At 61.9% G+C, this 24,828-nt stretch carries 25 protein-coding genes, 1 pseudogene and 1 riboswitch; of the genes and pseudogenes, 19 read left to right on the forward strand and 7 right to left on the reverse strand.

Features of this window, described 5'->3' with window-relative positions; all coding sequences use genetic code 11:
- Both tuf and ACR65W_RS08540 read left to right on the forward strand, forming a co-directional pair.
- Positions 1 to 145, forward strand: a pseudogene (gene tuf, locus ACR65W_RS08535) (elongation factor Tu); the annotation flags it as partial.
- Between the two features lie 105 nt (positions 146 to 250).
- Complete coding sequence (locus ACR65W_RS08540) at positions 251 to 820, forward strand: NUDIX domain-containing protein (RefSeq protein WP_434499078.1); 570 nt, start codon at positions 251 to 253, stop codon at positions 818 to 820.
- A gap of 55 nt (positions 821 to 875) precedes the next feature.
- Here ACR65W_RS08540 and ACR65W_RS08545 read toward each other — a convergent pair whose 3' ends face one another.
- Positions 876 to 1,187 carry a TonB-dependent receptor plug domain-containing protein gene (locus ACR65W_RS08545; protein ID WP_434499079.1) on the reverse strand — a complete coding sequence of 104 codons (312 nt, stop codon included), beginning with the start codon at positions 1,185 to 1,187 and terminating at the stop codon, positions 876 to 878.
- Positions 1,188 to 1,298: 111 nt separating this feature from the next.
- Positions 1,299 to 1,511 carry a hypothetical protein gene (locus ACR65W_RS08550; protein WP_434495035.1) on the reverse strand — a complete coding sequence of 71 codons (213 nt, stop codon included), beginning with the start codon at positions 1,509 to 1,511 and terminating at the stop codon, positions 1,299 to 1,301.
- Between the two features lie 206 nt (positions 1,512 to 1,717).
- On the opposite strand from ACR65W_RS08550, the gene ACR65W_RS08555 reads away from it, so the two are divergent.
- The 4 genes from ACR65W_RS08555 (at position 1,718) to ACR65W_RS08570 (ending at position 6,123) form a co-directional block, all read left to right on the forward strand.
- Positions 1,718 to 2,494 (forward strand): DUF1499 domain-containing protein, encoded by a 777-nt coding sequence (locus ACR65W_RS08555; RefSeq protein ID WP_434499080.1) that lies wholly within the window; start codon positions 1,718 to 1,720, stop codon positions 2,492 to 2,494.
- Between the two features lie 94 nt (positions 2,495 to 2,588).
- Positions 2,589 to 3,593, forward strand: coding sequence for a pyruvate dehydrogenase (acetyl-transferring) E1 component subunit alpha (gene pdhA / locus ACR65W_RS08560; RefSeq protein ID WP_434499081.1), 1,005 nt, complete (start codon positions 2,589 to 2,591; stop codon positions 3,591 to 3,593).
- Positions 3,594 to 3,605: 12 nt separating this feature from the next.
- A complete protein-coding gene (locus tag ACR65W_RS08565) occupies positions 3,606 to 5,075 on the forward strand; it encodes a pyruvate dehydrogenase complex E1 component subunit beta (protein WP_434499082.1) in 1,470 nt (489 codons plus the stop codon).
- A gap of 421 nt (positions 5,076 to 5,496) precedes the next feature.
- Complete coding sequence (locus tag ACR65W_RS08570; RefSeq protein ID WP_434499083.1) at positions 5,497 to 6,123, forward strand: hypothetical protein; 627 nt, start codon at positions 5,497 to 5,499, stop codon at positions 6,121 to 6,123.
- A 36-nt stretch (positions 6,124 to 6,159) separates the two neighbouring features.
- Here ACR65W_RS08570 and ACR65W_RS08575 read toward each other — a convergent pair whose 3' ends face one another.
- Complete coding sequence (locus ACR65W_RS08575; protein ID WP_434499084.1) at positions 6,160 to 6,642, reverse strand: DUF29 domain-containing protein; 483 nt, start codon at positions 6,640 to 6,642, stop codon at positions 6,160 to 6,162.
- 65 nt (positions 6,643 to 6,707) lie between these two features.
- Between ACR65W_RS08575 and ACR65W_RS08580 the strand changes: the two genes are divergently transcribed.
- The 3 genes from ACR65W_RS08580 to ACR65W_RS08590 are packed head-to-tail and all read left to right on the forward strand — an operon-like array spanning position 6,708 to position 9,062.
- Positions 6,708 to 7,643 carry a 2-oxo acid dehydrogenase subunit E2 gene (locus ACR65W_RS08580; protein WP_434499085.1) on the forward strand — a complete coding sequence of 312 codons (936 nt, stop codon included), beginning with the start codon at positions 6,708 to 6,710 and terminating at the stop codon, positions 7,641 to 7,643.
- A gap of 2 nt (positions 7,644 to 7,645) precedes the next feature.
- Positions 7,646 to 7,879 carry a GDCCVxC domain-containing (seleno)protein gene (locus ACR65W_RS08585; RefSeq protein WP_434499086.1) on the forward strand — a complete coding sequence of 78 codons (234 nt, stop codon included), beginning with the start codon at positions 7,646 to 7,648 and terminating at the stop codon, positions 7,877 to 7,879.
- A gap of 52 nt (positions 7,880 to 7,931) precedes the next feature.
- A complete protein-coding gene (locus tag ACR65W_RS08590; protein WP_434499087.1) occupies positions 7,932 to 9,062 on the forward strand; it encodes a P-loop NTPase in 1,131 nt (376 codons plus the stop codon).
- Positions 9,063 to 9,145: 83 nt separating this feature from the next.
- Here ACR65W_RS08590 and ACR65W_RS08595 read toward each other — a convergent pair whose 3' ends face one another.
- On the reverse strand, positions 9,146 to 10,537 hold the full coding sequence (locus ACR65W_RS08595; protein WP_434499088.1) for an OmpP1/FadL family transporter: 1,392 nt from the start codon (positions 10,535 to 10,537) through the stop codon (positions 9,146 to 9,148).
- Between the two features lie 206 nt (positions 10,538 to 10,743).
- The gene (locus tag ACR65W_RS08600) at positions 10,744 to 13,281 is read right to left on the reverse strand and encodes a cation-translocating P-type ATPase (RefSeq protein WP_434499089.1); all 2,538 of its coding nucleotides are present in this window, start codon (positions 13,279 to 13,281) and stop codon (positions 10,744 to 10,746) included.
- An 84-nt stretch (positions 13,282 to 13,365) separates the two neighbouring features.
- Positions 13,366 to 13,459, forward strand: a riboswitch (TPP riboswitch).
- Positions 13,460 to 13,560: 101 nt separating this feature from the next.
- On the opposite strand from ACR65W_RS08600, the gene thiC reads away from it, so the two are divergent.
- The 3 genes from thiC to ACR65W_RS08615 all read left to right on the forward strand — a co-directional run bounded on the left by thiC (position 13,561) and on the right by ACR65W_RS08615 (position 17,536).
- Positions 13,561 to 15,384 carry a phosphomethylpyrimidine synthase ThiC gene (thiC, locus tag ACR65W_RS08605; protein ID WP_434499090.1) on the forward strand — a complete coding sequence of 608 codons (1,824 nt, stop codon included), beginning with the start codon at positions 13,561 to 13,563 and terminating at the stop codon, positions 15,382 to 15,384.
- Positions 15,385 to 15,430: 46 nt separating this feature from the next.
- The gene (locus ACR65W_RS08610) at positions 15,431 to 16,294 is read left to right on the forward strand and encodes a hypothetical protein (protein ID WP_434499091.1); all 864 of its coding nucleotides are present in this window, start codon (positions 15,431 to 15,433) and stop codon (positions 16,292 to 16,294) included.
- A 297-nt stretch (positions 16,295 to 16,591) separates the two neighbouring features.
- Positions 16,592 to 17,536 (forward strand): IS110 family transposase, encoded by a 945-nt coding sequence (locus tag ACR65W_RS08615; protein WP_434499092.1) that lies wholly within the window; start codon positions 16,592 to 16,594, stop codon positions 17,534 to 17,536.
- Between the two features lie 15 nt (positions 17,537 to 17,551).
- On the opposite strand, the gene ACR65W_RS08620 is transcribed toward ACR65W_RS08615, so the two are convergent.
- Positions 17,552 to 17,974: a type II toxin-antitoxin system VapC family toxin gene (locus tag ACR65W_RS08620; RefSeq protein ID WP_434499093.1), complete on the reverse strand. Its 423-nt coding sequence runs from the start codon at positions 17,972 to 17,974 to the stop codon at positions 17,552 to 17,554.
- Positions 17,975 to 17,991: 17 nt separating this feature from the next.
- Between ACR65W_RS08620 and ACR65W_RS08625 the strand changes: the two genes are divergently transcribed.
- Complete coding sequence (locus ACR65W_RS08625; RefSeq protein ID WP_434499094.1) at positions 17,992 to 18,234, forward strand: hypothetical protein; 243 nt, start codon at positions 17,992 to 17,994, stop codon at positions 18,232 to 18,234.
- A gap of 103 nt (positions 18,235 to 18,337) precedes the next feature.
- On the opposite strand, the gene ACR65W_RS08630 is transcribed toward ACR65W_RS08625, so the two are convergent.
- Complete coding sequence (locus ACR65W_RS08630) at positions 18,338 to 18,787, reverse strand: septal ring lytic transglycosylase RlpA family protein (protein ID WP_434502515.1); 450 nt, start codon at positions 18,785 to 18,787, stop codon at positions 18,338 to 18,340.
- 340 nt (positions 18,788 to 19,127) lie between these two features.
- Here ACR65W_RS08630 and mog point away from each other — a divergent pair, with 340 nt between their 5' ends.
- From mog to ACR65W_RS08660, 6 genes are all read left to right on the forward strand, one after another.
- Positions 19,128 to 19,673, forward strand: coding sequence for a molybdopterin adenylyltransferase (gene mog, locus ACR65W_RS08635; RefSeq protein WP_434499096.1), 546 nt, complete (start codon positions 19,128 to 19,130; stop codon positions 19,671 to 19,673).
- A 137-nt stretch (positions 19,674 to 19,810) separates the two neighbouring features.
- Entirely contained in the window at positions 19,811 to 20,617 is an 807-nt protein-coding gene (gene dapB, locus ACR65W_RS08640; protein WP_434499097.1) for a 4-hydroxy-tetrahydrodipicolinate reductase, read from the forward strand.
- Between the two features lie 15 nt (positions 20,618 to 20,632).
- On the forward strand, positions 20,633 to 21,256 hold the full coding sequence (locus tag ACR65W_RS08645; RefSeq protein WP_196399943.1) for a 2,3-bisphosphoglycerate-dependent phosphoglycerate mutase: 624 nt from the start codon (positions 20,633 to 20,635) through the stop codon (positions 21,254 to 21,256).
- A 98-nt stretch (positions 21,257 to 21,354) separates the two neighbouring features.
- The gene (locus ACR65W_RS08650) at positions 21,355 to 21,978 is read left to right on the forward strand and encodes an alpha-ketoglutarate-dependent dioxygenase AlkB (RefSeq protein ID WP_434499098.1); all 624 of its coding nucleotides are present in this window, start codon (positions 21,355 to 21,357) and stop codon (positions 21,976 to 21,978) included.
- 203 nt (positions 21,979 to 22,181) lie between these two features.
- Positions 22,182 to 22,580, forward strand: coding sequence for a cytochrome c-554 (locus tag ACR65W_RS08655; protein WP_434499099.1), 399 nt, complete (start codon positions 22,182 to 22,184; stop codon positions 22,578 to 22,580).
- 327 nt (positions 22,581 to 22,907) lie between these two features.
- Positions 22,908 to 24,828, forward strand: a 1,921-nt coding sequence (locus tag ACR65W_RS08660) for a TonB-dependent receptor domain-containing protein (RefSeq protein ID WP_434502517.1), incomplete at its 3' end; no start/stop codon positions are given.

Genomic DNA, 24,828 nt, shown 5'->3' on the forward strand with positions numbered 1-24,828 from the left:
CGTGGAGATGGTGATGCCGGGCGACAATGTGACGATGGAGGTCGCGCTGATCGTGCCGATCGCCATGGAGGAGAAGCTGCGCTTCGCCATCCGCGAAGGCGGCCGAACGGTCGGCGCCGGCGTCGTCGCCAGCATCATCGAATGACCGCTGACGCGCGCTGAGACAATCAGTAAAGGGGCAGGAGCCGCGCTCTTGCCCCTTTTTTTTGGCCTATTCGATTTCAGATTGCGGCAAGAGATTAATATCCCCATGAAGCCTTCCGTCGTCAAACTCGAACAAACGCACCAGCGCTGGGCGACGATGTCGATCGCGACCATCCGCATGCCGGACGGAAGAACCTTCCTGCGCGATGTCGAGGACCATGGCTGCGCGGCCGCCGTGCTGCCCTACGATCCCGCGCGCAAGACGGCGCTGCTCGTGGAGCAGCTGCGCGCCCCGGAACTGATCGCCGTCGGCGCGACGCATTCGCTCGAAGCGATCGCCGGTCTCGTCGAGGGTGAGGATGATGCGGTCGCCACGGCAAAACGCGAGGCGCTCGAAGAAGGCGGATTGCGGCTTGGCGCGCTCGAACATGTCGCGACCGCCTGGTCGATGCCGGGCGTCTCGACCGAGCGCATGACGCTTTATCTCGCCGAATACCGCGCCGAGGATCGCGTCGGCGACGGCGGCGGGGTCACACATGAAGACGAAGAGGTTCGCGTCGTCGAACTGGGGCTCAAGGAACTCGCCGCATTGATGGCGGCGGACGGCTTCGTCGACATGAAAACGCTCGCGCTCGTTCAGGCGTTGCGTCTTCGCCGCCCTGAACTCTTCGACTGACGCACATCGACTGGACAGGCCGACGTAAGCGGACACATGCGAATGACGGTGGACTCTAGCAGCCTCCGCCGCTGACCCCCGGCGCTAGCCGCAGCGCGTCGCAGAGATTGCGCGACTGGAAGTCGTCCATCATTTTTCGCGTGATGACGCTCGTGGAGCCCGGCACTTGCATGACGGGGGTTGGAGCCCCCGTCGGTCCGGTCACATAGTCGGAGAAATAGCCGTCATCAGTAGTATATGGCGGCGGCGGCGCGACACGATGAACCCGGGCGTGCGCGCCACGCACGCGTACGTCGGCAGCGGCGGCGGTTGTCAGACCAACCGTGGCGACGACGATGAGCAGGAATAGGGCGACAGCCTTGCGCATGGCGTTGTCCTCCTGCCCGAAGCATATAGGGGCCCGGGGTCACAAGGAAGCAGGCCGGCGAACGGCGGCCGTAAAGGCCGTGTAAAGGTGGCCGCCCTGCTTGGCCCCAGCTCAGGCGGCGAGTTCGTCGCCCAGAAGCATCGCGGGCGGGCGGTGGTCGTCGAGGCGCGCGACCGCCGCCGTCTCATGCTGAGCGAATTGCTCAACTTCCAGCGCTGCGGCGACGGCGGAAATGCCGATCTCGCGGTAAAGCCGCGCGAGAAGGTCATGGGGATGGCCGCCGGATTGGGGCTCGTTAAACTCGACGGAATACTTGTCGGACATGGGCGCGCTCGACGACAGGAGGGGAACTCAAGGGGCGTTTTCCTAGGATTGTCCTCGGCAAGTTAACGCGCCGCTAAGGAACCGGCGCGGAGGCGGCGCCCGCCCGACTTTTTTTCAAATGCGCGAGAGCCGTTGCATTCGCCGTGAAATTGCGAAAAATGCGCCCGAGCCGCCCCGAGGCGGCGGTCACGCGAGTCTTTGAACCGATGCGACGTCATCTTCCGCCCGAGCCCTGGTCGAAAGTCGCGCTTTGGAGCCGACGGTTCGCGATTTTCGCCGCGACTGTGGCGATTTTGGCGATCCTTCTGGGGCGACTTGGCGCCCTTGACCCGGCGTCGGCGCTCGCCTCGCTTGGCGGAGCCATGGCCTTGGCGCTGATCGCGCTGCTTTTATTTTGCGCCGCTTGCAGCGTGATTTGGCGGACAGGACGGCGCGGCGCCGGCGCGGCGGCGACCGCGTTCGTCATCGCGGCGTTGACGCTGGGCTACCCGGCTTATCTGGCTTTCGAGGCGGTGCGTCTGCCGGTGCTATCCGACATTTCGACGGACGTCGCCGATCCGCCATTTTTCTCCTTCTCCAAAGCCGCCTTCGAGGCGCGCAGCGGCTTCCAGCCTCCTGGCCTCCCGTCCCGCGCGCGGGAGACGCAGCGGCCGGCCTATCCGGACGTCGAACCGATCGTCGTCGATCTGGACACGGACGAGGCCTTTGCTCTGGTGCTGAAGACGGCCAAAGCCCGCGGCTGGACGCTCGTCGACAAGCGGCCGCCGGGCGGACGCAGCGGCGACGGTCATATCGACTTCATCGACAAAACGCTCGTCATGGGATTTGACGACGACATCACGGTCCGCTTCAAGCCGCTGCCCGGCCAGACGCGCATCGATCTGCGCTCAGCGTCGCGTTATGGACGTCATGACTTTGGCGTGAACGCCAAAAGAATCGCCGCCTTCGCTGAGGAACTCCAGTCGCAGCTCGACACGCGCTAGCGCGCTCCCCAAATTGAACGCCAGCGCGAGACGCTCGTTTTCGGCGACGTCTTGGATTAGTCTGCACGGCGAAGCTTAGCGACGGGAGCGGTGAATGGTCGAGGAAAGCGGCGGCGGCGCGGCGGGCGCGTCAACAGTCCCGCCTTTCACTCGCGAGCAAGAACTCACCGCCTTTCGCGACATGCTGCTCATTCGGCGATTCGAGGAAAAGGCCGGACAGCTCTATGGCATGGGCGTCATCGGCGGATTCTGCCACCTCTACATCGGCCAGGAAGCCGTCGTCGTCGGCGTCAAGATGGCGGCGCGCGACGGCGACCAGTTCACCACGAGCTACCGCGACCACGGACATATGCTCGCCTCGGGGATGGAGCCCAGGCGCGTCATGGCGGAGCTCGCCGGAAAGCGCGGCGGCTATTCCAAGGGCAAGGGCGGCTCGATGCACATGTTTTCGCGCGAAGCGAATTTCTATGGCGGGCACGGCATCGTCGGCGCGCCGGCGCCGATCGGCGCGGGGGTGGCCTTCGCCAACGCCTATCGCGGCGACGGGCGCGTATCCCTCACGTTTTTCGGCGAAGGCGCCTCCAACCAGGGCCAGGTTTACGAGGCCTTCAACATGGCGGCGCTCTGGAAACTGCCGGTCGTCTTCATCGTCGAGAACAACCGCTATGCGATGGGCACGGAGATCTCCCGCGCCTCCGCGCAGATCGACTTTTCGAAGCGCGGCGCGGCGTTCGCGATTCCCGGCCAGCAGATCGACGGCATGGACGTGCGCATCGTCAAGGCGACGGCGGACACGGCGATCGAATGGTGCCGCGCCGGTAAGGGCCCCTATCTCATAGAGGCGCAGACCTATCGCTATCGCGGCCACTCGATGTCCGATCCCGCGAAATACCGCTCCAAGGAAGAAGTCCAGAAGATGCGCGAGGAGCACGATCCGATCGAGCAAGTCCGCGCGCGGCTGATCGCCGACGGCGTCAGCGAGGACGCGCTAAAGAAGATCGACGCCAATGCGCGCAAGATCGTCGCCGAAGCCGCGGATTTCGCCACTGCGGACAAGGAGCCGGACCCGAGCGAATTGTGGACGGACGTGCTGGCGTGAGGGATTGAGTCAATGACCGTCAATGTCCTCATGCCCGCCCTGTCTCCCACGATGGAGCAGGGCAAGCTCGCCAAATGGCTGAAGAACGAAGGCGACGCGGTGAAAGCCGGCGACGTCATCGCCGAAATCGAGACCGACAAGGCGACGATGGAGGTCGAGGCCGTCGATGAAGGCGTGCTGGCGCGCATCCTCGTTCCCGGCGGCACCGAGAATGTCGCCGTCAACACGCCGATCGCGGTGATCGCCGAGGAGGGCGAGGAAGTCGCCGACACCGCCGACCACGCGCCGGCCGATCGCGTCGGCGAAGAGGACAAGGCGCAAAAACAGGCCGAGGCGGCGCCGCCGGTTCCAGGCCAGACCGCGCCGCAGGACGAACCCGGCGAAGCCAATAAGGCCGCGACCAAAGCCGCCGTCGAGGCCGCGAAGCCCGCGCCCAAGGCGACGAGCGTCGCCGCGCAGCCGTCCCCGCGCGTCGCGCCGGAGGTTCCCGAAGGCACGACGATGGTGTCGATGACCATGCGCGAAGCCTTGCGCGACGCCATGGCCGAAGAGATGCGGCGCGATCCGAGCGTCTTCGTGATCGGCGAGGAGGTCGCCGAATATCAGGGCGCCTACAAAGTCACGCAGGGCCTTCTGCAAGAATTCGGCGCCAGGCGCGTCGTCGATACGCCCATCACCGAATATGGTTTCGCCGGCGTTGGCGTCGGCGCGGCGTTTGCTGGGCTGCGGCCGATCGTCGAATTCATGACCTTCAATTTTTCGATGCAGGCCATCGACCACATCGTCAATTCGGCGGCGAAGACGCTGTACATGTCCGGCGGACAGATCAACTGTCCGATCGTTTTTCGCGGGCCGAATGGCGCGGCGGCGCGCGTCGCCGCGCAGCACAGCCAGGATTATTCCGCCTGGTATTCGCAGGTGCCGGGGCTGATCGTGATTTCGCCGTCAAACGCCAGCGACGCGAAGGGCCTCTTAAAGGCGGCGATCCGCAATAACAATCCGGTCGTGTTTCTCGAGAACGAGATTCTCTACGGCAAGACGTCGGAAGTGCCGGCGCTGGAGGACTTCGTCTTGCCGATCGGCAAGGCGCGCATCGCCCGGCCCGGGAAGGACGTGACGCTCGTCTCCTTCTCGATCGGCATGACCTATGCGCTGCAGGCCGCCGAGCAACTCGCCAAAGAGGGGATCGACGCCGAGGTGATCGATTTGCGCACGCTACGTCCGATGGACACGGCGACGATCATCGAGTCCGTCAAGAAGACCGGCCGCTGCGTCGCGATCGAAGAAGGCTGGCCGCAGTGTGGAATATCGGCCGAGATCGCCATGCGCGTGCAGCAGGAGGCCTTCGACTACCTCGACGCGCCGGTGCTGCGCGTCACCGGCAAGGACACGCCGATGCCCTACGCCGCCAATCTTGAAAAGCTCGCTTTGCCGAGCGTGGCGGAAGTCGTCACGGCGGCGAAGGCGGTGATGTATCGGTGATTGAACCTCGCTTCCGACCACGATCCGAAAGGGACGGTGGCCTAATGGAGCTTCATAATACGAGACTCTGATAGAGTTAAATTGAATACATATTCCATTCCAACGAAATTTGGTTTCTATAGAGGGCCTCTCTAACGATGCACATTGCATCAAAGAAAAGAGGACAACATGGAAAAGTACATCTGTTCAAATTGCGGCGCAATTTATGAAGTGACCTATACCCGCATCAGCCATCGCGATCACGATTTTGAGGACTGCCACGTCTGTAGGAGTCGATTACATTCATGGGATGGATCGAGTATTCCACATTTCCATCTCATTCAACGCCCGCACGAAACTAGAATGCCTGATAAAGAGGCGAGTGAGTAATTTACAAAATACGTTGGCAACGATCATTTTGCAAAATTGATGCGCGGGACCAATGGACAAGATCGAAAAAGAACGACGCCGAAAGGCGCAACTTTACCGACAAGAGAGGCGACTTAAATCTCTAATGCCCATCGCTATTAAGATGTTCGAAGCTGGAAATGCCTTGTCCGATATTGCGGCCGAACTCGATTTTCCTATTGCGTCACTTCGCGGCCGGTTACGATCGCGGGGCGTTATCAAGCCAAAGGAGCCGCGTGCGTTCGAATCGATCGGAACTCAATCGTCCGATCTCCAACCCTCCTTGAGGAAACATATTTATATCCTGCACAGGTTTCGTGCGGGAGAAGCGCCAGGCGCTATCGCCAAGCGCTTAGGGACAACAACAGACAGCATCCTTAGGTGGCTTTCGAAGGCCTTCGAAATTGAACGCGAGGTTGTGAGCGCCACACATCCATTGCCCTATGTTCGCTATTGGGGCGCGATTCTTATGGACGGTCAGACCTATGTGTTCTTGGTGGATTGGCCCGATTATCCGTTTGTGATCGGAAGGTGTCATTCTGGCCTGTGGAAGGGCCAACTTCGGATGATCCCGCTTAAACATCCCTTCGGCACGGATCGATGGGGCGAGGAACGCACGCTGCCCGTTCCATGTGAGTTCATCGAAGACCTCTGGAGATGACCACGTTCCGATTCAACATTCGATACGCCCCCCGCATCACCCCTCCGGCCAGAAGTCCTCGGCCATCATCTCTTCGAAAGTCCATGGGCAGGTCTCGGGAAAAATCGACTCGGGAAAGCCCGTTTCGAGCACGGCGCCCAGAACGGCGTCCGGATAGACTTTTTGCAGGACGCTCGCAATTACGGGCTTAAGGCTTGGGTTGTCGACGAGGTGCTCGACGAGTTCATGTCTCTGAATTTTGATCGACACTTCCCAGCTCGGCGTTCGCTTGAACGGCTGGTGTCGCCATTTCAGAAGGTGAAGAATCAATACTTTGAGGCGACTGGCCAATTCCCGCTTTTCGGTCTTGCCCAAGCTCTCGATCTCCTCGGCGATATGCTCGATATCCGCCTCGCCGAGCTTGCCGGCGCGCAGCAGCGCCGCCTGCTCATTGGCCCATGCGTAGAAATCCTGGTCGTAAAGCCGGCTCGCGGCCATCTTTCCCTCGGCTGATTTATCGGCTCGGCGCGGCGCGTTCATGGACTGCTCTTCGCAAGGCCTCTAATATATAGCGAACTTTCCGCCGCCAAAGGCGATTCCGCACGATGAACGCTCCCGCTCACTTCGCCGCCGGCGACCGCATCTTCGCCTCGCCTCTCGCGCGCCGTCTGGCGAAGGAGGGCGGGCTCAATCTCTCCGCCCTCCAAGGCTCGGGGCCGCACGGCCGGATCATCGAACGCGACGTCAAATCGGCGCTCGCGCGCGGAGAGACGACGAAGGCGGCGCCGCTCGCCGCAGCGCCTTCGGCGGACGTCACGCGTAAATTCTTCGAGGCCGGCTCTTACGAGGAAATCCCGCACGACAATGTGCGCAAGGCGATCGCGCGCCGGCTGACGGAATCGATCCAGACCATTCCGCATTTCTATCTCAACGTCGACTGCGAGATCGATGCGCTGCTGCGCCTGCGCGAGGATTTCAACGCCGCCGCGCGGCTCGGGTCGGACGGCAAACCGACATGGAAGACGTCGGTCAATGATTACGTGGTCAAGGCGCTCGCCATCGCCCTGCAGCGCAAGCCCGAAGCGAATGTCACCTATACGCCGGACGCTCTGCTGCGCCATAAATCCTCCGATATCGGCGTCGCCGTGTCGATCCCCGGCGGGCTCGTGACGCCGATCATCCGGAACGCGCAGGCGAAATCGGTTCGCGAGATTTCCGAGGAGATCAAGGAGCTCGCCGGGCGCGCCCGCGCGCGCAAGCTGAAGCCGCAAGAATATGAAGGCGGCGTGTCGGCGGTGTCCAATCTCGGCATGTATGGCGTGCAGAGTTTCACGGCGGTGATCAATCCGCCGCAGTCGACGATCCTGGCGGTCGGGCAGGGCGAGCAGCGCATGGTCGTGAAGAACGGCGCGCCGATTGTCGCGACAATGATGAGCGTGACGCTGTCCTGCGATCATCGCGCCGTCGACGGCGCGCTCGGCGCCGAGCTCTTGGCGGAATTCAAACATGTCATCGAACATCCGGCGATGATGTTCGTGTAACAATGGGCGATTTGCAGCTCCAATCGACTCTCACCTGTCCGCACTGCGCGCGCGCGGAAACGCTCGATATGCCGCAGGACGCCTGCGTCGTCGTGCATGTCTGCGTCGGATGCGGCGCGCGGCTGAGGCCAAAGACGGGAGACTGCTGCGTGTTCTGCTCCTATGGCGACGTTTCATGCCCGCCCGTGCAGAAGGAGGGCGATTGTTGCGGCGCGCCGATGGACGGGGGGCGCTAATCGCGGCATATGCCTTGCCTGGAACAGCTCTAAACGGGCAAGGAGCGGGCGCGTGGCGACGGAAGCTGACATTTTGAAGGCTCTGGAAGGGCTCTACGGGCCGGGCGGAGCCCCGCTCGCCGGCGCGGTAAGCGGCGTCAACCTATCGGGCGCCAAAGCCTTCGTTTCGCTGGCCGGCGATCCGAGCCAGACGCAGGCCTGGGAGGCCGCGCGAGTCGCAGCCGAGCTCGCGATCAAGGCGGCGCCCGGCATCGAGCAGGCGGTCGTGACCTTGACGGCTGAACGCGCCTCGCGCCCTGAGGCGCCGCCGCCTCGGGCTCAAGCCCATGCCCATGCCCATGCGCATGGGCCCGGCGCGCCGCCGCCTCAGCAAAAAGCCGGAATTCCGGCGCTCGAAAAAATCCGCTTCATCATCGCCGTCGCCTCGGGCAAGGGCGGCGTCGGCAAGTCGACCACGTCGGCCAATCTGGCGCTCGGCCTCGCCGCTCAGGGGTGGCGCGTCGGCCTGCTCGACGCCGACGTCTATGGCCCGTCGATGCCGCGGCTTTTCGGCTTGACTGACAAACCCAAGGTCGAAGGCGGCAAGCTGGCGCCGCTCGAAGCCTATGGCGTGAAGATCATGTCGATGGGTTTTCTTGTCGACGAGAACGTGCCGATGGTCTGGCGCGGTCCGATGGTGTCGCAGGCGATTTCGCAAATGCTCGGCGAAGTCGCCTGGGGAGAGCTCGACGCGCTCGTCATCGACATGCCGCCGGGGACGGGCGACGTTCAGCTCACCATCGCGCAGCAGGTCCCGCTCGCCGGCGCGGTGATCGTCTCGACGCCGCAGGATCTGGCGCTGATCGACGCGCGCCGCGCCGTGTCGATGTTCCAGAAAGTCGAGGCGCCGATCCTCGGCGTCATCGAAAATATGAGCTACTTCCTGTGCCCCCACTGCGGCGGGCGCTCGGAGATCTTCGCGCATGGCGGCGCGCGCCACGACGCCGAACAGATGGGCGTGCCTTTTCTTGGCGAGGCGCCGCTCGACATCAAGATCCGTCAAACCTCGGACGCCGGGACTCCCGTCGTGGGCGCCGAGCCCGATAGCCCGCAGGCCGCGGTCTATCTCAGTCTCGCGGCGAAGGTGAAAACGCTGCTCGAAACGCAGAAAACACGCGCGGCGCCAAAGATCGTCGTCGGCTGAGGCGAGATGCAAAAAAGGCGCGCCTCCTTTTAGGAGGCGCGCCAGGCGGGCCGATCGCTGCGGCCGTCAGGGAGCGCTAGTTTTCAGAAATGACTGGGGATCCAGGAAGTATCGCCTGCATCCCATTTGTAGTTGTAGCCGACCGTGAACTGGGTGGCGCGTCCCCAGGCGGTGATGACAGCGTTTGTATTATAATGGGGAAGCAGATTTATTGGAATTGCGGGAGAGAACGCCCGGCCGACGAAGGGAACGTTCTCGAAGTAGCTGACCGAATTCTTGAAGTCATAAATGGCGGCGAAATCGATCGATGAATTTTTCGTCAGCTGATAGCCGAAGCCGCCAGTAACGGAGTGAGCGGCGACAGCAGGCGCCAGCGCGGCAAGCGTGGCGGCGCGCTCTCTGCCCGGGACAGTTGAGTAGTGGTAGCCAACGCGCAAGGCCAGCTTTGGCGTGGCGCGCCATTCGGCGCCCAATGACGCGGAGTCGGTGTCACGCCAATCGAATCCAAGCCCGCCGGATGAACCGAACGACCCGTACCAAATGGGAAAGCTCTGATTGCCTACGGTCGTCGCTGAGTAGAAGATGTGTCTCCAATCAGCCATCAGCGTGAGGTTGGGCAGCACGTCATAGGCGACGCCGGCGATCACGTTCGCCGGAATGTCGAAACTGCCTTGGTCCGCTAAAAGTCCTCTGTATTTCTGAAATCTGGACATGAACATGGGAGTCGCGCCGGCGAGGCCAAAGCGCAGTTGATCCGTCGCACGCCACTCGAAGCCGACGCGGAACCCGCCCCCGACCGACCAATCATAGGCCATGTCGGAAAAGTTGTACATGTTGGAGGAGTAGGGAGAGAGGACTTTCAATCCCTGCACATTCAACATCTGAACCGCGATCGTGGGCGAAAATCCAATAGTAATCGGACCGAATCTTCGGGCGTAGGTGGCGCTCACAAACGATTGTTGAAGATCGAGTCCCGCCCAGCCGCCGCCAAGCACGCCGCCGAACGAAGGAGAGACCGTAATCACACCGCCCGGGCCCGCTTTGACCGGAGGCTTGAAATGCCCAAAGTCATAGGCGGTATTGAGGCCGCCGTTGCCGTAATTGGCGACGCCCCATGCGGATTCGGCATCGATTGGCTGGACATAGGCGCCGTTTGGCACCGGAAAGATCGGTCGACCGCTCCTTACATCGCCAGGCGCCAGGACCACCGGCTGCCCAATGGTCGAATACCCGCGCTCGGGCAGGCTCGCGCCGATTCCGAGTTGAAACATCCGGTCGAGTCCGACAATGCCAGCCGGGTTGATCGACATGGCCATTGCGTCTCGCGAGTCCGCGACGCCAGCGCCGCCTAAGGCTCTCTGACGCGGACCAAAGCCTGTAAGAAAATAGCCGTCGGCGCCGAAGGAGAGGGACGGCGCAAGCGCTGCGATTGCGGTCAGCGAGAAGAGGAAGCTGCGCGAATTTGATTTTTTCATTGTCGGCGAGTCCCGAGGCGAACCGTCTCTTGAGCCTCGCCATCGGCGGGCATTCGCATATCGCGCCGAAGTTCGACGCGTTTTTTACAGTGTGTTAAACATTACAAGACCCACTCGATTTTAGGCGCAAATTCGCCTTCACAAGCAAAGATTTCTCCTCCCTGTAACGTCTTTGCAACACATGTGCTGTTTGCGCATTGCGCGCCTCAGCGCAAATCGACAGTAAGGGCCGCGTCTTCTCGCGGCGCGCGCGGCGCCGGATAGAGCAACCGACGCCAAACGCCGTGCCAGCTTCCCGCAATCACTGCGAGCGTCAGCGCCAGAACCAGTTTTGGCCAAGTCGGCGGCTCGAAGCGCAGAAGCTCCGAGATGACAGGCGCGTAAAGGCTGGCCGTCAACATCGCAGCGGCCGCGAAGGCGACGCCCCAGAACGGCAGATTGTCACGCGAAAACAGCGACGCGCCGCGCGGAAGCGCATCCGAGAGCGCGAGCACGAGATTGCTGACGACAAGGGTTGCGAAAGCGAGACCGCGCGCCTGCGGCTCCGGCGCGCCAAATCCATCGTCAATGATGTAGACCGACATCACGGTCAGGAAGACGACGAAGCCCTGAACGAAACCGAGCCAGAGTTCGCGCGAACCAAAAAGCGGCTCATCGCGCCGGTGAGGCGGTTTGAGCATGGCGTCGGCCTCAATAGGCTGCGACTCGAAAACGAGTGCGCAGGTTGGATCGATGATCAGCTCCATCAGCACGACATGCGCCGGCAGCAGCAGAGGCGGCAGCCCCAGCAGGATTGGCGTCAGGGCGACGCCGGCGATCGGAATGTGAATCGCCGTCACATAGGTGAGCGCGCGGCGGAGATTGGCGAAGATGCGCCGCCCCAGCGCCACGCCGGCGACGATCGAGGCGAAGCTGTCGTCAAGCAGCACGATATGCGCGGCCTCGCGCGCGACATCCGAGCCGCGCTGGCCCATGGCGATTCCGATATGCGCGGCGGCGAGCGCCGGCCCGTCATTGACGCCGTCGCCGGTCATGGCGACGATATGGCCGTCGGCTTTGAACGCCTCGACCAGCGCCAGCTTGCTTGTCGGCGTCACGCGGGCAAAGACGCGCATGTTGCGGATTTTTTCAGGACGAAGTTCGTTCGGCGTCGCCGCGATCTCAGCGCCGGTGAGCGCGCCGGCTTCAGAATTGATGCCCGCTTGCCGCGCGATGGCCAGCGCCGTCGCAGGATAGTCGCCCGTGATCATCGCCACCGCGACTCCCGCGCGCCGCGCGGCCGCGACGGCTGCGGGGACATCCTCGCGAAGCGGATCCTCAAAGGCCAGCAGACCGATGAAATTGAATGACGCCACTTCCGGCGGCGGCGCTTGCGGCAGCGGCGCCGTCGTCGCGACGCCAAGCACGCGAAGGCCGCGACGCGCCAGATCGTCGATTTTCGTCTGAAGGCGTGCGCGTTCTTGGTCCGAGACTCGCGCGAGTTTGAAGATTGCTTCCGGCGCGCCTTTCGCGGCATAGCTCTCTCCCGACTCATCGCGCCAGCACTGAATGAAGGCGAGGAGGTCCGGGCGGATCGGGAAGCTGCAGAGGGGTACGGCTTCCGATGCGACGCCCGCCTCCGCCGCGAAGGCGTGCACGGCGCGATCCATCGGATCGACTGGATTTGCCGATGAGGCGCGCAAGGCGGCGCGGGTGAGCAGGCGTTGCCCCGCATCCGTGAGCGGCGCATCGATCGCCTGGTCACTTTCGGAAATAGCGAATGCGACGCGCATGCGGTTCTGCGTCAGCGTTCCGGTCTTGTCGACACAGAGAATCGACGTAGAGCCCAGCGTCTCGGTCACCGAAGAACGACGCACGAGCACGTTGCGGCGCGCCAGTCGAAAAGCGCCGAGCGCGAGGAAGATCGCGAGCACCATCGGAAATTCTTCCGGCAAAAGGCCGATGGCGAGCGTTATGCCAGCGATGGCGCCCTCGAACCAGTCGCCATGCACCAGCCAGTAGGCAAGGAACACCAGCACGCAAAAAATGAGCGCGAAGGCGCCGAGCATGGCGACCAGCCTGCCGGTTCTTTGCTGCAGAGGACTTGGCTCGGCTTCAATCGCGGCGAGCGAGGCGCCAAGACGGCCCATCGCCGTGCGCGCGCCGGTGCGCACGACCTCGGCCAATCCCGATCCCCGAGCGATCATGGTTCCCGCAAAAAGAAAGGGCGTATGTTCGCCGCCAGGATCGGGAAACTCCGCCGAGCGGTCTTCGCTTGCGAGAGTCTTCGTCACCGGGGCTGACTCGCCCGTGAGGAGGGACTCGTCGATGACGAGCGCGTCGCCGCCGATCAGCAGCGCGTCCGCCGGCGCGCGCTCCCCCTCGCCGACGAGAATGAGGTCGCCGGGAACGAGATCGCGGGCAGGGATGCGCCGTTCGACGCCGTCGCGCAGACAGGTCGCGGTTGGTTCGGCCAGTCGGTTGAGCGCTTGAAGGGCGCGCTCGGTTCGCAGCTCCTGCAGAACAACGAGAGTGATCGACGCGCCTGCGCCGGCGACCATGAACAGGCCTTCGCCCAGATCGCCGACGAAAAGGTAGAGCAACGCGGCGGACGCAAGCAGAAAGAACATGGGTTCTTTCAGCGTGCGCAGCGCGATCGCGAATATGCCCGGCGGGGGAGCTCTTGGCTGCTCGTTGGGCCCGAATTCGGCAAGACGCCTCTCGGCTTCCTCCGACGTCAGGCCCTGGAAATTGAAATTCCTCATATGTCTGGGCTCGTCGGGCTATACGCTATTTTGCCGGTATCGCCACGCGAGCTTGCGACACGAGTGTGAACGCGGTAATTTTTCCATAATGGCGAGGGGCGCCGCAAGCGCGGCTGAGAAGCACCCGTCGAACCTGATCCGGGTCATGCCGGCGTAGGGAAGGCCAGCGAAAGAGCGAACGGCGCGCCTCGCGTCGTCGCAATGATAGCGCATCCCTCCCTTCGTCTTCCTGACTCAGCGTCCGCTTCCCTTGACGAAGCGCGATGAAGGAGCGCGATCATGAACATCCACGACAAGCGTATGCCGGCGAGCGTCACCACGGGGCCGATCGGAAAATCGCGCAAGGTCTATTCCTCGCCGAAGGAACGCGACGACATTCGCGTTCCCTACCGCGAGATCGCGCTCGATCCATCGTCGGGCGAGCCGCCGCTTCGGGTCTACGACCCGTCAGGACCCTATACCTGCGCATCCTTCACGCCCGATCTTTCGGCGGGATTGCCCTCGGCGCGTCCCTGGCTCGCGACGCGCGCCGGTCTGGAGCCCTATCAAGGACGTGGCGTCAAGCCAGAGGACAACGGCTTCGCCGAAGGCGAGCGCCTCGTGCCGCCATGCCCCGCCGCGCGCGGGCTTTATCGGGCGGCCGGGACCAGCCCCGTCACTCAGCTCGAGTTCGCCCGCGCCGGGATCGTGACGGAAGAAATGATCTATGTCGCGCATCGCGAGAACCTCTGCCGCGAGCGCGCGCTTGACGTCGCGAAAGAACGCATCGCCGACGGCGAGAGCTTTGGCGCCGCCATTCCCGAATTCGTCGCGCCCGAATTCGTGCGCGAGGAAGTCGCGCGCGGCCGCGCCATCATTCCGGCGAATGTCAATCACCCGGAGCTCGAGCCGGTCATCATCGGCCGCAATTTCCTGGTGAAGGTCAACGCCAATATCGGCAATTCGGCCGTTACTTCTTCCGTTGCGGATGAGGTGGAAAAGATGGTGTGGGCGATCCGCTGGGGCGCCGACACGGTGATGGACCTCTCCACCGGCCGCAACATTCACAACATCCGCGACTGGATCATCCGCAACGCCTCCGTGCCCATCGGCACCGTGCCGATCTATCAGGCTCTGGAAAAGGTTGGCGGCGATGCGCTGAAGCTCGACTGGGAAGTGTTTAAAGACACGCTCATCGAGCAAGCGGAGCAGGGCGTGGACTACTTCACGATCCACGCCGGCGTGCGTCTCGCCTATGTGCCGCTGACCGCCAATCGCGTCACCGGCATCGTCTCGCGCGGCGGCTCGATCATGGCGCGCTGGTGTCTCTCGAAGCACAAGGAGAGCTTCCTTTACGAACGCTTCGACGAGATCTGCGACATCATGCGCAAATATGACGTGTCCTTCTCGCTCGGCGACGGTCTGCGCCCCGGCTGCAACGCCGACGCCAATGACGCGGCGCAATTTGCCGAGCTGGAGACGCTTGGCGAATTGACGAAGATCGCCTGGGACAAGGGCTGTCAGACGATGATCGAAGGCCCCGGCCATGTGCCGATGCACAAGATCAAAGCCAATATGGACAAGCAGCTGAAAGTCTGCGGCGAGGCGCCGTTCTATACGCTCGGCCCGCTCGTCACCGACATCGCGCCGGGCTACGATCACATCACGTCAGGCATCGGCGCCGCGATGATCGGCTGGTTCGGCACCGCTATGCTGTGTTACGTAACGCCGAAAGAGCACCTCGGCCTGCCGGATCGCGACGACGTCAAGACCGGCGTCATCACCTATCGCATCGCGGCGCACGCCGCCGATCTCGCCAAGGGCCATCCGGCGGCGCGCGAACGCGATGACGCGATGAGCCGCGCGCGTTTCGACTTCCGCTGGGAGGATCAGTTCGAGATCGGTCTCGATCCCGACACCGCGCGCGAATTCCACGACGCGACGCTGCCGAAGGAGGCGCATAAGGTCGCGCATTTCTGCTCGATGTGCGGCCCGAAATTCTGCTCGATGCAGATCACCCGCGACCTGCGCGAAGAAGCGAAAGAGATCGAACGCCAGAAGGGCATGGCCGAAAAGAGCGCGGAATTTTTGGAAAAGGGCGCTGAGATTTATGTCGCCAAATAAAGATGAATGTTGATCTGCATACCAAATCGGCATGGTAAGGACATTAATGAATGTCGTAGACGAGACTGAAATCGACTTGAAGCGATTGGTCGAGATTGATTTTGGACCATTTGATTCGTCGACTGACCTATGGCGCGCAATTCTGGATTGGATTCATTTCCGAGCTCGGAGAGTGCATCGTCGATCCCGCCACGTGACGATGTCACCTGAGGTGTTTGCTAAACGGAGTAGTTTCCCATCGATTGGCCAAATCGCTGACGCAATTAGCTTAGGTGATGATGTATCGCCATGGCTGAGCGACAGCATCCGCGACGACAGATCCAACCCAAAAGCCGATTTGATGTTTAATGATTGGCAGATAAATCATTTCCATCTCGGCCGGATTTTCTCGACACCGGACAGTGCTCGGCGCACAGGCAATTTGCTTTTCGCGTATCTCAATAGAAATCATGCAGTTCTTCTCGACATCCAACCGCATGGGACATGGACAATGCAGATGTTTCTGGAAATACTGTTTCGTACAAGTCCGTCAGACATACTTCGGTATGAATTAAAAGGTGTCATTGGCACGACTAACAGTTACACGGCTGACGAGATGTACGAATTAAGAAAATGCGGGATGTCCACTTTTTTCCAAATCGATGGTCGAGTTTTTATGCCGCCGGGAGGAGGGTTGGTAACCTCTGGCCATGCTCTTCGTTTTGTCCGTTTCTTAAATCTTATGAGACGTACCCATCGAACCTTATTGGAGCAGATCCGAGGTGGGACGCTTCCACGCAATTTGCTTATGTCCTTAGCTGCGAACGTGGGACTTCCGGTTCGGTTGGGGGTGAGAATGGCTGCCGACGAGTTGATCTTTTTTGACAAGAATCGAAATTTCGTTCTCGTTCACCTGCCGTTACCGCATTAATTTTCAAAATCTAATACCTTAAGTTAAATTTCAACCGATTGCTTCGTGAGGTGACGCAATGCGCGTCGTTGAGATGGCATCTGCCGTCTTAGCTTGTCTTATGACTTTCCGCGCCGCTTGGGCGAGAAGGAACCGCTGGGAGAGGGTTGCTGCCCTCTCGTCAGCGGCGAGGGACGGATCGGGAACCTGCGGACCGTTTGACGGGTCGAGTTAGAGTTTGATCGCCCTCGTCTTTTCCTTTGGCCTGGACGGATACTCGGGCTTTTGGCCCGAATGACAAGCAGAGGCGCGGAAAAGATGCATCCTTCTACCCTTGGCGTCGATGTCTCGAAAGATTTTCTCGATGTCCACCGCCTTGCCGATGGCGCCTCGCGCCGTTTCGCCAATGACAAGACCGGCCGCAAAGCCCTGCTCAAATGGCTGACCGCCGCGCCGGTGAAGAGCGTTGTGTTCGAGCCAACAGGCCCCTATCACCGTGCGCTCGAACGCGCGCTCGACGCCGCCGGCGTGCCGATCGCCAAGGTCAATCCCCGCCAAGCGCGCCGTTTCGCCGAGGCGGCCGGCAAGCTCGTCAAAACCGATCGCGTCGACGCCGCCATGCTCGCGCGCATGGGCGAGGTTCTCGGCCTCGAACCACGGCCTTGCGTCAGCCAGACCATCGCTGAACTGAAGGAGCTGCATCTGGCGCGCGCCGCGCTCATCAAGGACCGCACCGCCGCCAAAAACCGCGCTAAGGCGATCACGCTTGCCCTGCTCGAAAAGCAAAACAAAAAGCGCCTCGTGGAGATTGACGTCAAACGCGAGGAGATCGACGCCGCGATCGAAAAGCTCATCCTCGATGACGCGCAACTCTCTCGCCGGTTCGAGATTCTTCTCTCCATCCCGGGCGTCTCCAAGATCACCGCTTTCGCTTTGCTGATCGAAATGCCGGAGCTTGGGAGCCTCGAAGGCAAACAGGCCGCAAGCCTCGCTGGCCTCGCGCCCGTGCAAAGACAATCCGGCTCATGGAAAGGCCACGCATACATTCGCGGCGGCAGGGCCTTCCTTCGACAGGCCCTTTATATGCCGGCGCTCGTCGCTTGCAGGTTCAACAAAGACAGTCGAGCGCTTTATCAAAAGCTCGTCGAAGCCGGAAAACCAGCCAAGCTCGCCATCACCGCCGTCATGCGCAAGCTCGTCGTCCTTGCCAACGCCCTCTTGCGCAACAACCGCCCATGGGCCCAAAACGCCCCTTGCGCATAACGGATACTCTAACCTCTATGGCGCCCGCCATTTCAGGCCGGGAAAGCGCGCAAAATCCCGGTCGAGCGTGATCCATTCGCAATCCCATTCGATGGCGAGCGCGGCGAACCATGCGTCGGTCACCATGGGCCCCCGCGTGTTTGTCTCGATGCACAAACGCTCGAATATGCGCCAGTGACTGTCGCCTGGCTCAACGAGACGGCAGTTGGGCTGCGCCAATATGTCGGTGCAAAAACCGAACGCCTCATCGAGCGCGCTTGGCGACTGATAGAATTTCGGGCTGGTCGTGATTCGCACGACCGCGCTTAACACGAGACGCGATACGGCCAAGGGCGCGCGACGATCGAAAGCGTCATCGAGCCATTTGCGACAGGCTCTATGTCGCGGCGCATCGCTACGGAATGCTTCAACGAGCACATTGACGTCGGCGAGACTCAACTTTCCGAGCCGCCAGTTTGCGATTTGAACCGCGCGCGACGCTCGACGTCATCCTGCTCATCGACGTCGCGCATTCTGGGAAAATCAACGCCGGCCGCCGGCCCTCCAGTCTCTCGGCTGACCCGCGCATAGCGCGCCGCCGGCGCCGGGGGACGCTCTCCGGCAAGGACGAGGCGAAGCCCTTCCTCGATCATCGACGTCAAAGTGCGATCGTCGGACGCCGCCTTCTTGCGCGCACGACGAAGGAGATCGTCGGGTAGTCGGACGGTGGTGCGTTCAGTCACGCTGGCTGACATAAGATGAATATGTCGATATGTCAACGGCGGCGAAGGCGCCCGGCCGAAGCCGGGCGCTTTAAATTGCTTAGCTCTTTCCGATCACCTCGACGCGGACCTGTCCGGTGCCGCGTTCGATGAGGCCGAGCTGGGTCGCCGCGCCGCGCGACACGTCGAGGCTGCGCCCGGTCCAGACCGCCGGTCCGCGGTCATTAATGCGCACCACCACCGAACGCCCGGCGTAGGTCAGGCGCAGACGCGTGCCCATCGGCAGGGTGCGGTGGGCGGCCGTCATGTCCCACATGTTGAAGAGTTCGCCGTTGGCGGTGTGAGAGTTGGGTTCGTAGCGGCGCGGGCCGCCGCCATAGAATGACGCGTTGGCGGTGAAGCCCTGCGAAGCCTCCGCGTGGCGCGAGGCCTGGTGCGAGGCGTGGCGCGAGGCATGGGGCGAAGAATGGCGGGAGGCGTGATGGTGATGCGCCAGAGCCGGCGCGGTCGTCAGTGCAAGGATCGTCAGTACGCCACAGATACGATTCATTCAGGATTGCTCCGCTTACGCACAATGCGTGAAGGATGCTGACGAGCGCGTTCGCTTCGTCAAGCGCACAGTTTCCATCCGTCTGAATGGAGGCGAAGACAAATTAGTTAATTGTGAAATGTGGCAAAATATGTGCTGCCAATATCCTGGCGTATATGTTCGTCGCAGCGCACAATATTCTCGATATTGAGTCGATTTATTCAATTTCTTGTCGCTATATGTCTTTGCAGAGTTGCCTTTTGCGCGATATATGTGCAATCTATACTAGCTTAAGCGCTGCGGCGTGGGGGAGTGACAAGAGCGAGCGGAGGCGGCAAACATGCGCGCCGGGAGACTCGCAATGACAGACGAAAAGCGCGCCGCGATCATCGGCGTCGTCACCGCCTCGGATCGCGCGAGCGCCGGCGTCTATGAAGATGAGAGCGGCCCGGCGATCGAGGCCTATCTGCGCGCAGCGCTGACGACGCCCTTCCGGATTGAGCGGCGGATCATCCCTGATGGGCTTGAAAGCGTGCGCGACACGCTTATCGACTTGGCCGACGCTGTCGGTTGCGACCTCATCGTCACGACCGGCGGCACAGGCCCGAGCCCCCGCGATCTGACGCCCGAAGCGACGCTCGCGGCCTGCCCGCGCGAGCTGCCCGGCTTTGGCGAGCGGATGCGACAGGTTTCGCTGGCGCAGACGCCAACTGCGATCCTGTCGCGACAATTGGCCGCCCATCGCGGCAAGTGTCTCGTGATCAATCTGCCGGGCAAGCCAAGGGCGATCGAACTCTGTCTCGACGCCGTCATGCCGGCGGTGCCTTACTGCCTCGATCTTATCGGCGCGGCCTATATCGAGACCGATCCGGCGCTTGTCAAAAGCTTTCGCCCTAAAGCCAAATAACCGCCCGTTCGGGCAGTGTCCGACGCCGGGCCCAAGCTGCGCGCTTCTCATCGCGGCGCCTCGCCTGTATAGGAAAATGGCGCGTCACGAAAAGCGAATCGAAGCCGCTAAGCTGCGGGAGGCGAGGGCGACTGAACATGAACGAACTGCGTTTGGTGGTAGTCGGCGCGGCGGGCCGCATGGGCCGGATGCTGACACAGATCATCCCCGATACTTTGGGCGTCCGATTGACTGCCGCCCTGGAGCATCCCGGCTCCGCGGCGCTCGGCGCCGACAGCGGCGGCGCCGCGCCGAACGGCGTGCCGATCACGAGCGACGTCGGGGCCGCCCTCGGCGACGCTGACGCGATCGTCGACTTTTCGTCTCCGAGCACCAGCGTGGAAATGGCTCGGGCGGCGGCGCGGGCCCGGGTGGCTCTCATTATCGGCACGACAGGACTGTCTCAGGAGGATCTCGCCGCCATCGCCGAATGCGCGCGGGAAACGGCGATCGTGCGTTCCGGCAATATGAGCCTCGGCGTCAATCTCCTCGCCGTGCTTATCGAACGCGCGGCGCGCGCGCTCGGACCGGCGTGGGACGCCGAGATCGTCGAGATGCATCACCGCCTCAAAGTCGATGCGCCATCAGGAACGGCGCTGCTGCTCGGCGAGGCGGTCGCGCGCGGTCGCGGGATCGATTTTGGCGAGAACAGCGCGCGCGGGCGCGACGGTTTGACAGGTCCGCGGCGGATCGGCGAGATCGGATTTGCGAGCCTGCGCGGCGGCACGGTCGTCGGCGATCACACGGTCGTCTTCGCCGGGACCGGCGAGCGCATCGAATTCTCGCACCGCGCCGAGGATCGGGGCGTGTTCGCCCGCGGCGCCCTGGCCGCGGCGCTATGGACGCGCGGAAAGGCCCCTGGGCTCTACTCCATGGCCGACGTGCTTGGCCTTACCGGCGCCTGATATCGACGAGAATTTATGAGCATGAATCGCACTCTCGTTCTGGTTCGCCACGGTCAAAGCGAGTGGAACGCCAAAAACCTTTTCACTGGTTGGAAAAATCCCGATTTGACGCCGCTTGGCATCGAAGAGGCGCGCCGCGCCGGCCGCGAGCTGAAGAAGCGGGACATTCTATTCAGCGTCGGCTTCACCTCCGCTTTGCTGCGCGCGCAACACACGATCGATCTCATTTTCGAGGAGCTGGGCCAGACGAGTGTCCCGACCATCAAGGACCGCGCGTTGAACGAGCGCCATTACGGCGATCTTTCCGGGCTCAACAAGGACGAGGCGCGCGACAAATGGGGCGAAGAGCAGGTGCACCTTTGGCGACGCTCCTATGACGTGCCGCCCCCAGGCGGCGAGAGCCTGAAGGACACGGTCGCGCGGGTGGTGCCCTTCTATGTCCAGCGCATTCTGCCGCCGGTGATGCGTGGCGAACGGGCGCTGGTCGCGGCGCATGGCAATTCGCTGCGCGCGCTCTGCATGGTGCTGGAGCAGATGACGCCCGAGTCTGTGACCACGCTGGAACTTACGACCGGCGTTCCGATCATTTACCAGCTCAACGCCGATTCGACGGTGGCGTCGAAGACTGTGCTGCTTTAGCCTCGTTCTGCGCAGCCGCGCTCTGTTCTCGCTGGCGTTCGCAGGCGGCGTCCCGACATTGATGGACGAAACGCCCGTTCGGCGCCACATGTCGCTGCATGGCTGAAATCGCGCCCGGCGCGTTCCACTATCCGAGCTTTCTCGACGCAGCGGCGCAAACGGCTCTGGCGGAAGAGATCGCAAAGGTCATCGCGGCCGCGCCGCTCTATGTCTCGACCATGCCCAAGACCGGCGCCCCAATGTCGGTGCGTATGACCAATTGCGGCGCGCTCGGCTGGGTCAGCGATAAGGAAGAGGGCTACCGCTATGAGCCGCGCCATCCCCAGACCGGGAATCCCTGGCCGGCGATGCCGCAAAGGCTTCTCGAATTTTGGAACGAACTCGCGCATTACGACAAGCCGCCTGAAGCATGTCTAGTGAACGTCTATGACGAAACGGCGCGCATGGGCCTTCATCAGGATAAGGATGAATCCGATTTCGCCGCGCCGATTCTCTCTTTGTCGCTTGGCGCAGACTGCCGCTTTAAGCTTGGCGGAACGCGGCGCGGCGATCGCGCCAAGGCGTTCGCGCTGTCGTCCGGAGACGCGCTCGTGCTCTCTGGACCTGCGAGGAAACGCTATCACGGCGTGGACAGGATTCTGCCGACGATCAACACGCCTTTGCCGGAAGCGCTGGCGGCGCTCGGCGTTCGCGTCAATTTGACGCTTCGGCGCGTCACTTAAGCCTTGGGTTCAGCGGGCGTTCACCGCTTCCGGGATAATGTCCCGAGCAGTGAACGTAACCTCTTGCGTAGTTGTCTTGAACGTCGGCTTCGTTGTAGTTTGCAACCCGTCTAAAGAGCGTCGGCGAGGCGCCAATATTTGGCCGGGCGCATTTTAAAAAGGGCGGGCGCGTCGCGAACGCCGGGATGAGGAAAGGAACAAGGATGAAGACAATTTCCCTGCTGACGTTCGCCGCGAGCGTCGCTCTCGCCGCATCCGCCGGCCAGGCTCTCGCCGCTGGCGATCCAGCCGCGGGCGAAAAAACCTTCGCGAAGTGCAAAGCCTGCCATCAGGTCGGAGAAACCGCCAAGAACGCCGTCGCGCCTCATCTCAACGGCATCGAGGGCCGCAAGGCGGGCTCCGTCGAGGGTTACAACTATTCCGAGGCTGACAAGAATTCCGGCATCGTCTGGGACGAGGCCAGCTTCAAGGAGTTCATCAAGAATCCGAAGGCGAAGATTCCCGGCACCAAGATGATCTTCCAAGGCCTGCCCAACGATGCGGACCAGGAGAACGTGTGGGCCTATCTCGTTCAGTTCGGCCCCGACGGCAAGAAGAAGTAAGCGCGCTTCATCTGACGCGACGTTTCTGGCGGTCCTGTTCGCAGGGCCGCCTTTTTGTTGCGCTCTTGCATGAGGAGAAGAATCAGGCGTGAGACGCAATGCTCAGAGTGTGCCGAGAATGCAACAGTCAACAAAAGTGACGATTTTGTCTTTGAAAGAGTTCCAGCAAAAAAGAGCTTTTATGTCGTAATTCGGCAACACTCAGTTACAATCGGAAACAATACTTGGAAGCCTTCCATGCTAGCCCCTTGTCGTAATTGACAGTTTTTAAAGACAAACCTTAACCATTGCCTAATCGCGATATTGAACCGCGCAGAAGGGGCAAATATGATTCAAAGACAATCCCTGTCAGTGCAGACGCTCTCCTCCCTGACTGCGGCGTTTGACCGGATGACAGGCGCGGCTTCGGTCGGCGCCCTAACTCTTGCCGCCGCGCTGACGCCCACGCTTCCTGCTCTTGCGCAATCCCAATCCGGGCCCCTGCCACCGATACGAGTCGAGGCGCCGCCGGAGAAACCCCGCGCGGCCCCTCAGGCGAAGCCGAAGCCTGTCGCCTCGCAGGCGCGCTCCGCGAGCGGCGCCCAAAAGTTGCCCCCCATCGACGTTGGAGGCGCACGACGCAGCGCTCGGGTCGCGCCCGTGCGCTCCGCCTTGGTCACAGGGGCTACCGTTTCGAGCGGGACTGTCGGCGCGGCCTCGACCGGGGCTGGCAGCGCGGCCTTCGCGGCGGCTGTCGACAATGTCGGCCGTAACCCGACCGATGTTCATGGCTATTTCGCAGGGAGAATGTCGACGGCGACGAAGACCAACACGCCGATCCTCGACATTCCGCAGGCGGTCACTGTTCTGACGCGACAGCAGCTCGATGACCGCAACACTCTCGCCCTGGAAAATGCGCTGGCCTACGTTCCCGGCGTCACGGTGCAGCAGGGCGAACGAAACCGCGATCAGATCACCATTCGCGGACAGACCACAAGTGCGGATTTCTATATCGACGGCATCCGCGACGACGCGGAATACTATCGCGATCTCTATAACATCCAGGCAGTCGAAGTGATCAAGGGACCCAGCGCGCTGATCTTCGGCCGCGGCGGCGGCGGCGGCGTCGTCAACCGCGTCACCAAGAAGGCCGACGGCGAAACGATAAATGAATTGCGAGTCGTTGGCGGCAGCTTCGGCCGCAAGCGCGTCACCGCCGACTTCGGGCGAGCGGTCACGGATACGTTCGCCGTGCGTCTCAACGCTCTTTACGAACAGTCGTACGGCTATCGCGACTTCGACAAGCTCGAGCGCTGGGGCGTCAATCCGGCGCTGTCTTGGAAGCCTTTCGAGAACACTTTCGTGCTGTTCAATTACGAGCATTTCCGCGATCGACGCACGGCGGATCGCGGCGTGCCGTCATTCGGCGGTTTCCAGTTCCTCGGCGAGAACATTTATCCCGGCTATCCATTGCCGACCCCACGATCCGCCTTCTTCGGCGTCGGCAATCCGTCCGTGCGTGACGTGAACTACGCCAGGACCAACATGGATCGCGCCGCTCTCGTGATCGATCATACGACGGAATTCGGGTTGAACATCCGTAATCAGCTCGCCTGGGCAAATTACGACAAGTTGTATCAGAACACATTCCCGGATCAGACGCTGGGCCAGATGTCGCAACAACTCAATCCGGCGCTGAACGGGCTAAGCCCGATCACGATTACGCCGGTGGGCGTCGCGCGACTCGACGGTTACCTCGCGCCGACGCCGCGACGCAATATCTTCAACCAGACGGACTTGACCTATAATTTCGCTATGACTCCCGACATTCGCCACACGCTGCTCGTGGGGACGGAGTTTGGCAATCAATGGACCTTTACCGGAAGAGACATCTCGCAATTCAACAGCCCACTCAACGGGCCGCGAAGACTCACGACTCCGTTCTGGGCCCCCACCGTTTACGCGCCGGTCTTCTTCACCAACTACTTTGATGCGGCGACGCGGCGCTGGAACACAAACCTCGACATTGGCTCTGCCTATGTTCAGGACCAGATCGAGGTGACCAAATATTTCGATGTTCTCGCTGGCGTACGGTTCGACAGCTTCCACATGAGGTTCAACGACGGCGTCACGCTCGAGAACCAGAGCCGCCTCGACAACAAATGGTCGCCGAGATTCGGTCTGATTTTCAAACCCATGGACATCGTCTCATTCTACGGAGCCTATTCGCGCTCGTTCCTGCCGCAATCGGGCGATCAGTTCAATCAGC

The sequence above is a fragment of the Methylocystis sp. genome (genome assembly GCF_051062815.1).
Taxonomy (GTDB): Bacteria; Pseudomonadota; Alphaproteobacteria; order Rhizobiales; family Beijerinckiaceae; genus Methylocystis.

Coding starts and splice junctions, on each gene's coding strand:
- ACR65W_RS08540 (WP_434499078.1), top strand. CDS start 251: ATGAAGCCTTCCGTCGTCAAACTCGAACAAACGCACCAGCGCTGGGCG.
- ACR65W_RS08545 (WP_434499079.1), bottom strand. CDS start 1,187: ATGCGCAAGGCTGTCGCCCTATTCCTGCTCATCGTCGTCGCCACGGTT.
- ACR65W_RS08550 (WP_434495035.1), bottom strand. CDS start 1,511: ATGTCCGACAAGTATTCCGTCGAGTTTAACGAGCCCCAATCCGGCGGC.
- ACR65W_RS08555 (WP_434499080.1), top strand. CDS start 1,718: ATGCGACGTCATCTTCCGCCCGAGCCCTGGTCGAAAGTCGCGCTTTGG.
- pdhA (WP_434499081.1), top strand. CDS start 2,589: ATGGTCGAGGAAAGCGGCGGCGGCGCGGCGGGCGCGTCAACAGTCCCG.
- ACR65W_RS08565 (WP_434499082.1), top strand. CDS start 3,606: ATGACCGTCAATGTCCTCATGCCCGCCCTGTCTCCCACGATGGAGCAG.
- ACR65W_RS08570 (WP_434499083.1), top strand. CDS start 5,497: ATGGACAAGATCGAAAAAGAACGACGCCGAAAGGCGCAACTTTACCGA.
- ACR65W_RS08575 (WP_434499084.1), bottom strand. CDS start 6,642: ATGAACGCGCCGCGCCGAGCCGATAAATCAGCCGAGGGAAAGATGGCC.
- ACR65W_RS08580 (WP_434499085.1), top strand. CDS start 6,708: ATGAACGCTCCCGCTCACTTCGCCGCCGGCGACCGCATCTTCGCCTCG.
- ACR65W_RS08585 (WP_434499086.1), top strand. CDS start 7,646: ATGGGCGATTTGCAGCTCCAATCGACTCTCACCTGTCCGCACTGCGCG.
- ACR65W_RS08595 (WP_434499088.1), bottom strand. CDS start 10,537: ATGAAAAAATCAAATTCGCGCAGCTTCCTCTTCTCGCTGACCGCAATC.
- ACR65W_RS08600 (WP_434499089.1), bottom strand. CDS start 13,281: ATGAGGAATTTCAATTTCCAGGGCCTGACGTCGGAGGAAGCCGAGAGG.
- thiC (WP_434499090.1), top strand. CDS start 13,561: ATGAACATCCACGACAAGCGTATGCCGGCGAGCGTCACCACGGGGCCG.
- ACR65W_RS08610 (WP_434499091.1), top strand. CDS start 15,431: ATGAATGTCGTAGACGAGACTGAAATCGACTTGAAGCGATTGGTCGAG.
- ACR65W_RS08615 (WP_434499092.1), top strand. CDS start 16,592: ATGCATCCTTCTACCCTTGGCGTCGATGTCTCGAAAGATTTTCTCGAT.
- ACR65W_RS08630 (WP_434502515.1), bottom strand. CDS start 18,787: ATGAATCGTATCTGTGGCGTACTGACGATCCTTGCACTGACGACCGCG.
- mog (WP_434499096.1), top strand. CDS start 19,128: ATGACAGACGAAAAGCGCGCCGCGATCATCGGCGTCGTCACCGCCTCG.
- dapB (WP_434499097.1), top strand. CDS start 19,811: ATGAACGAACTGCGTTTGGTGGTAGTCGGCGCGGCGGGCCGCATGGGC.
- ACR65W_RS08645 (WP_196399943.1), top strand. CDS start 20,633: ATGAGCATGAATCGCACTCTCGTTCTGGTTCGCCACGGTCAAAGCGAG.
- ACR65W_RS08650 (WP_434499098.1), top strand. CDS start 21,355: ATGGCTGAAATCGCGCCCGGCGCGTTCCACTATCCGAGCTTTCTCGAC.
- ACR65W_RS08655 (WP_434499099.1), top strand. CDS start 22,182: ATGAAGACAATTTCCCTGCTGACGTTCGCCGCGAGCGTCGCTCTCGCC.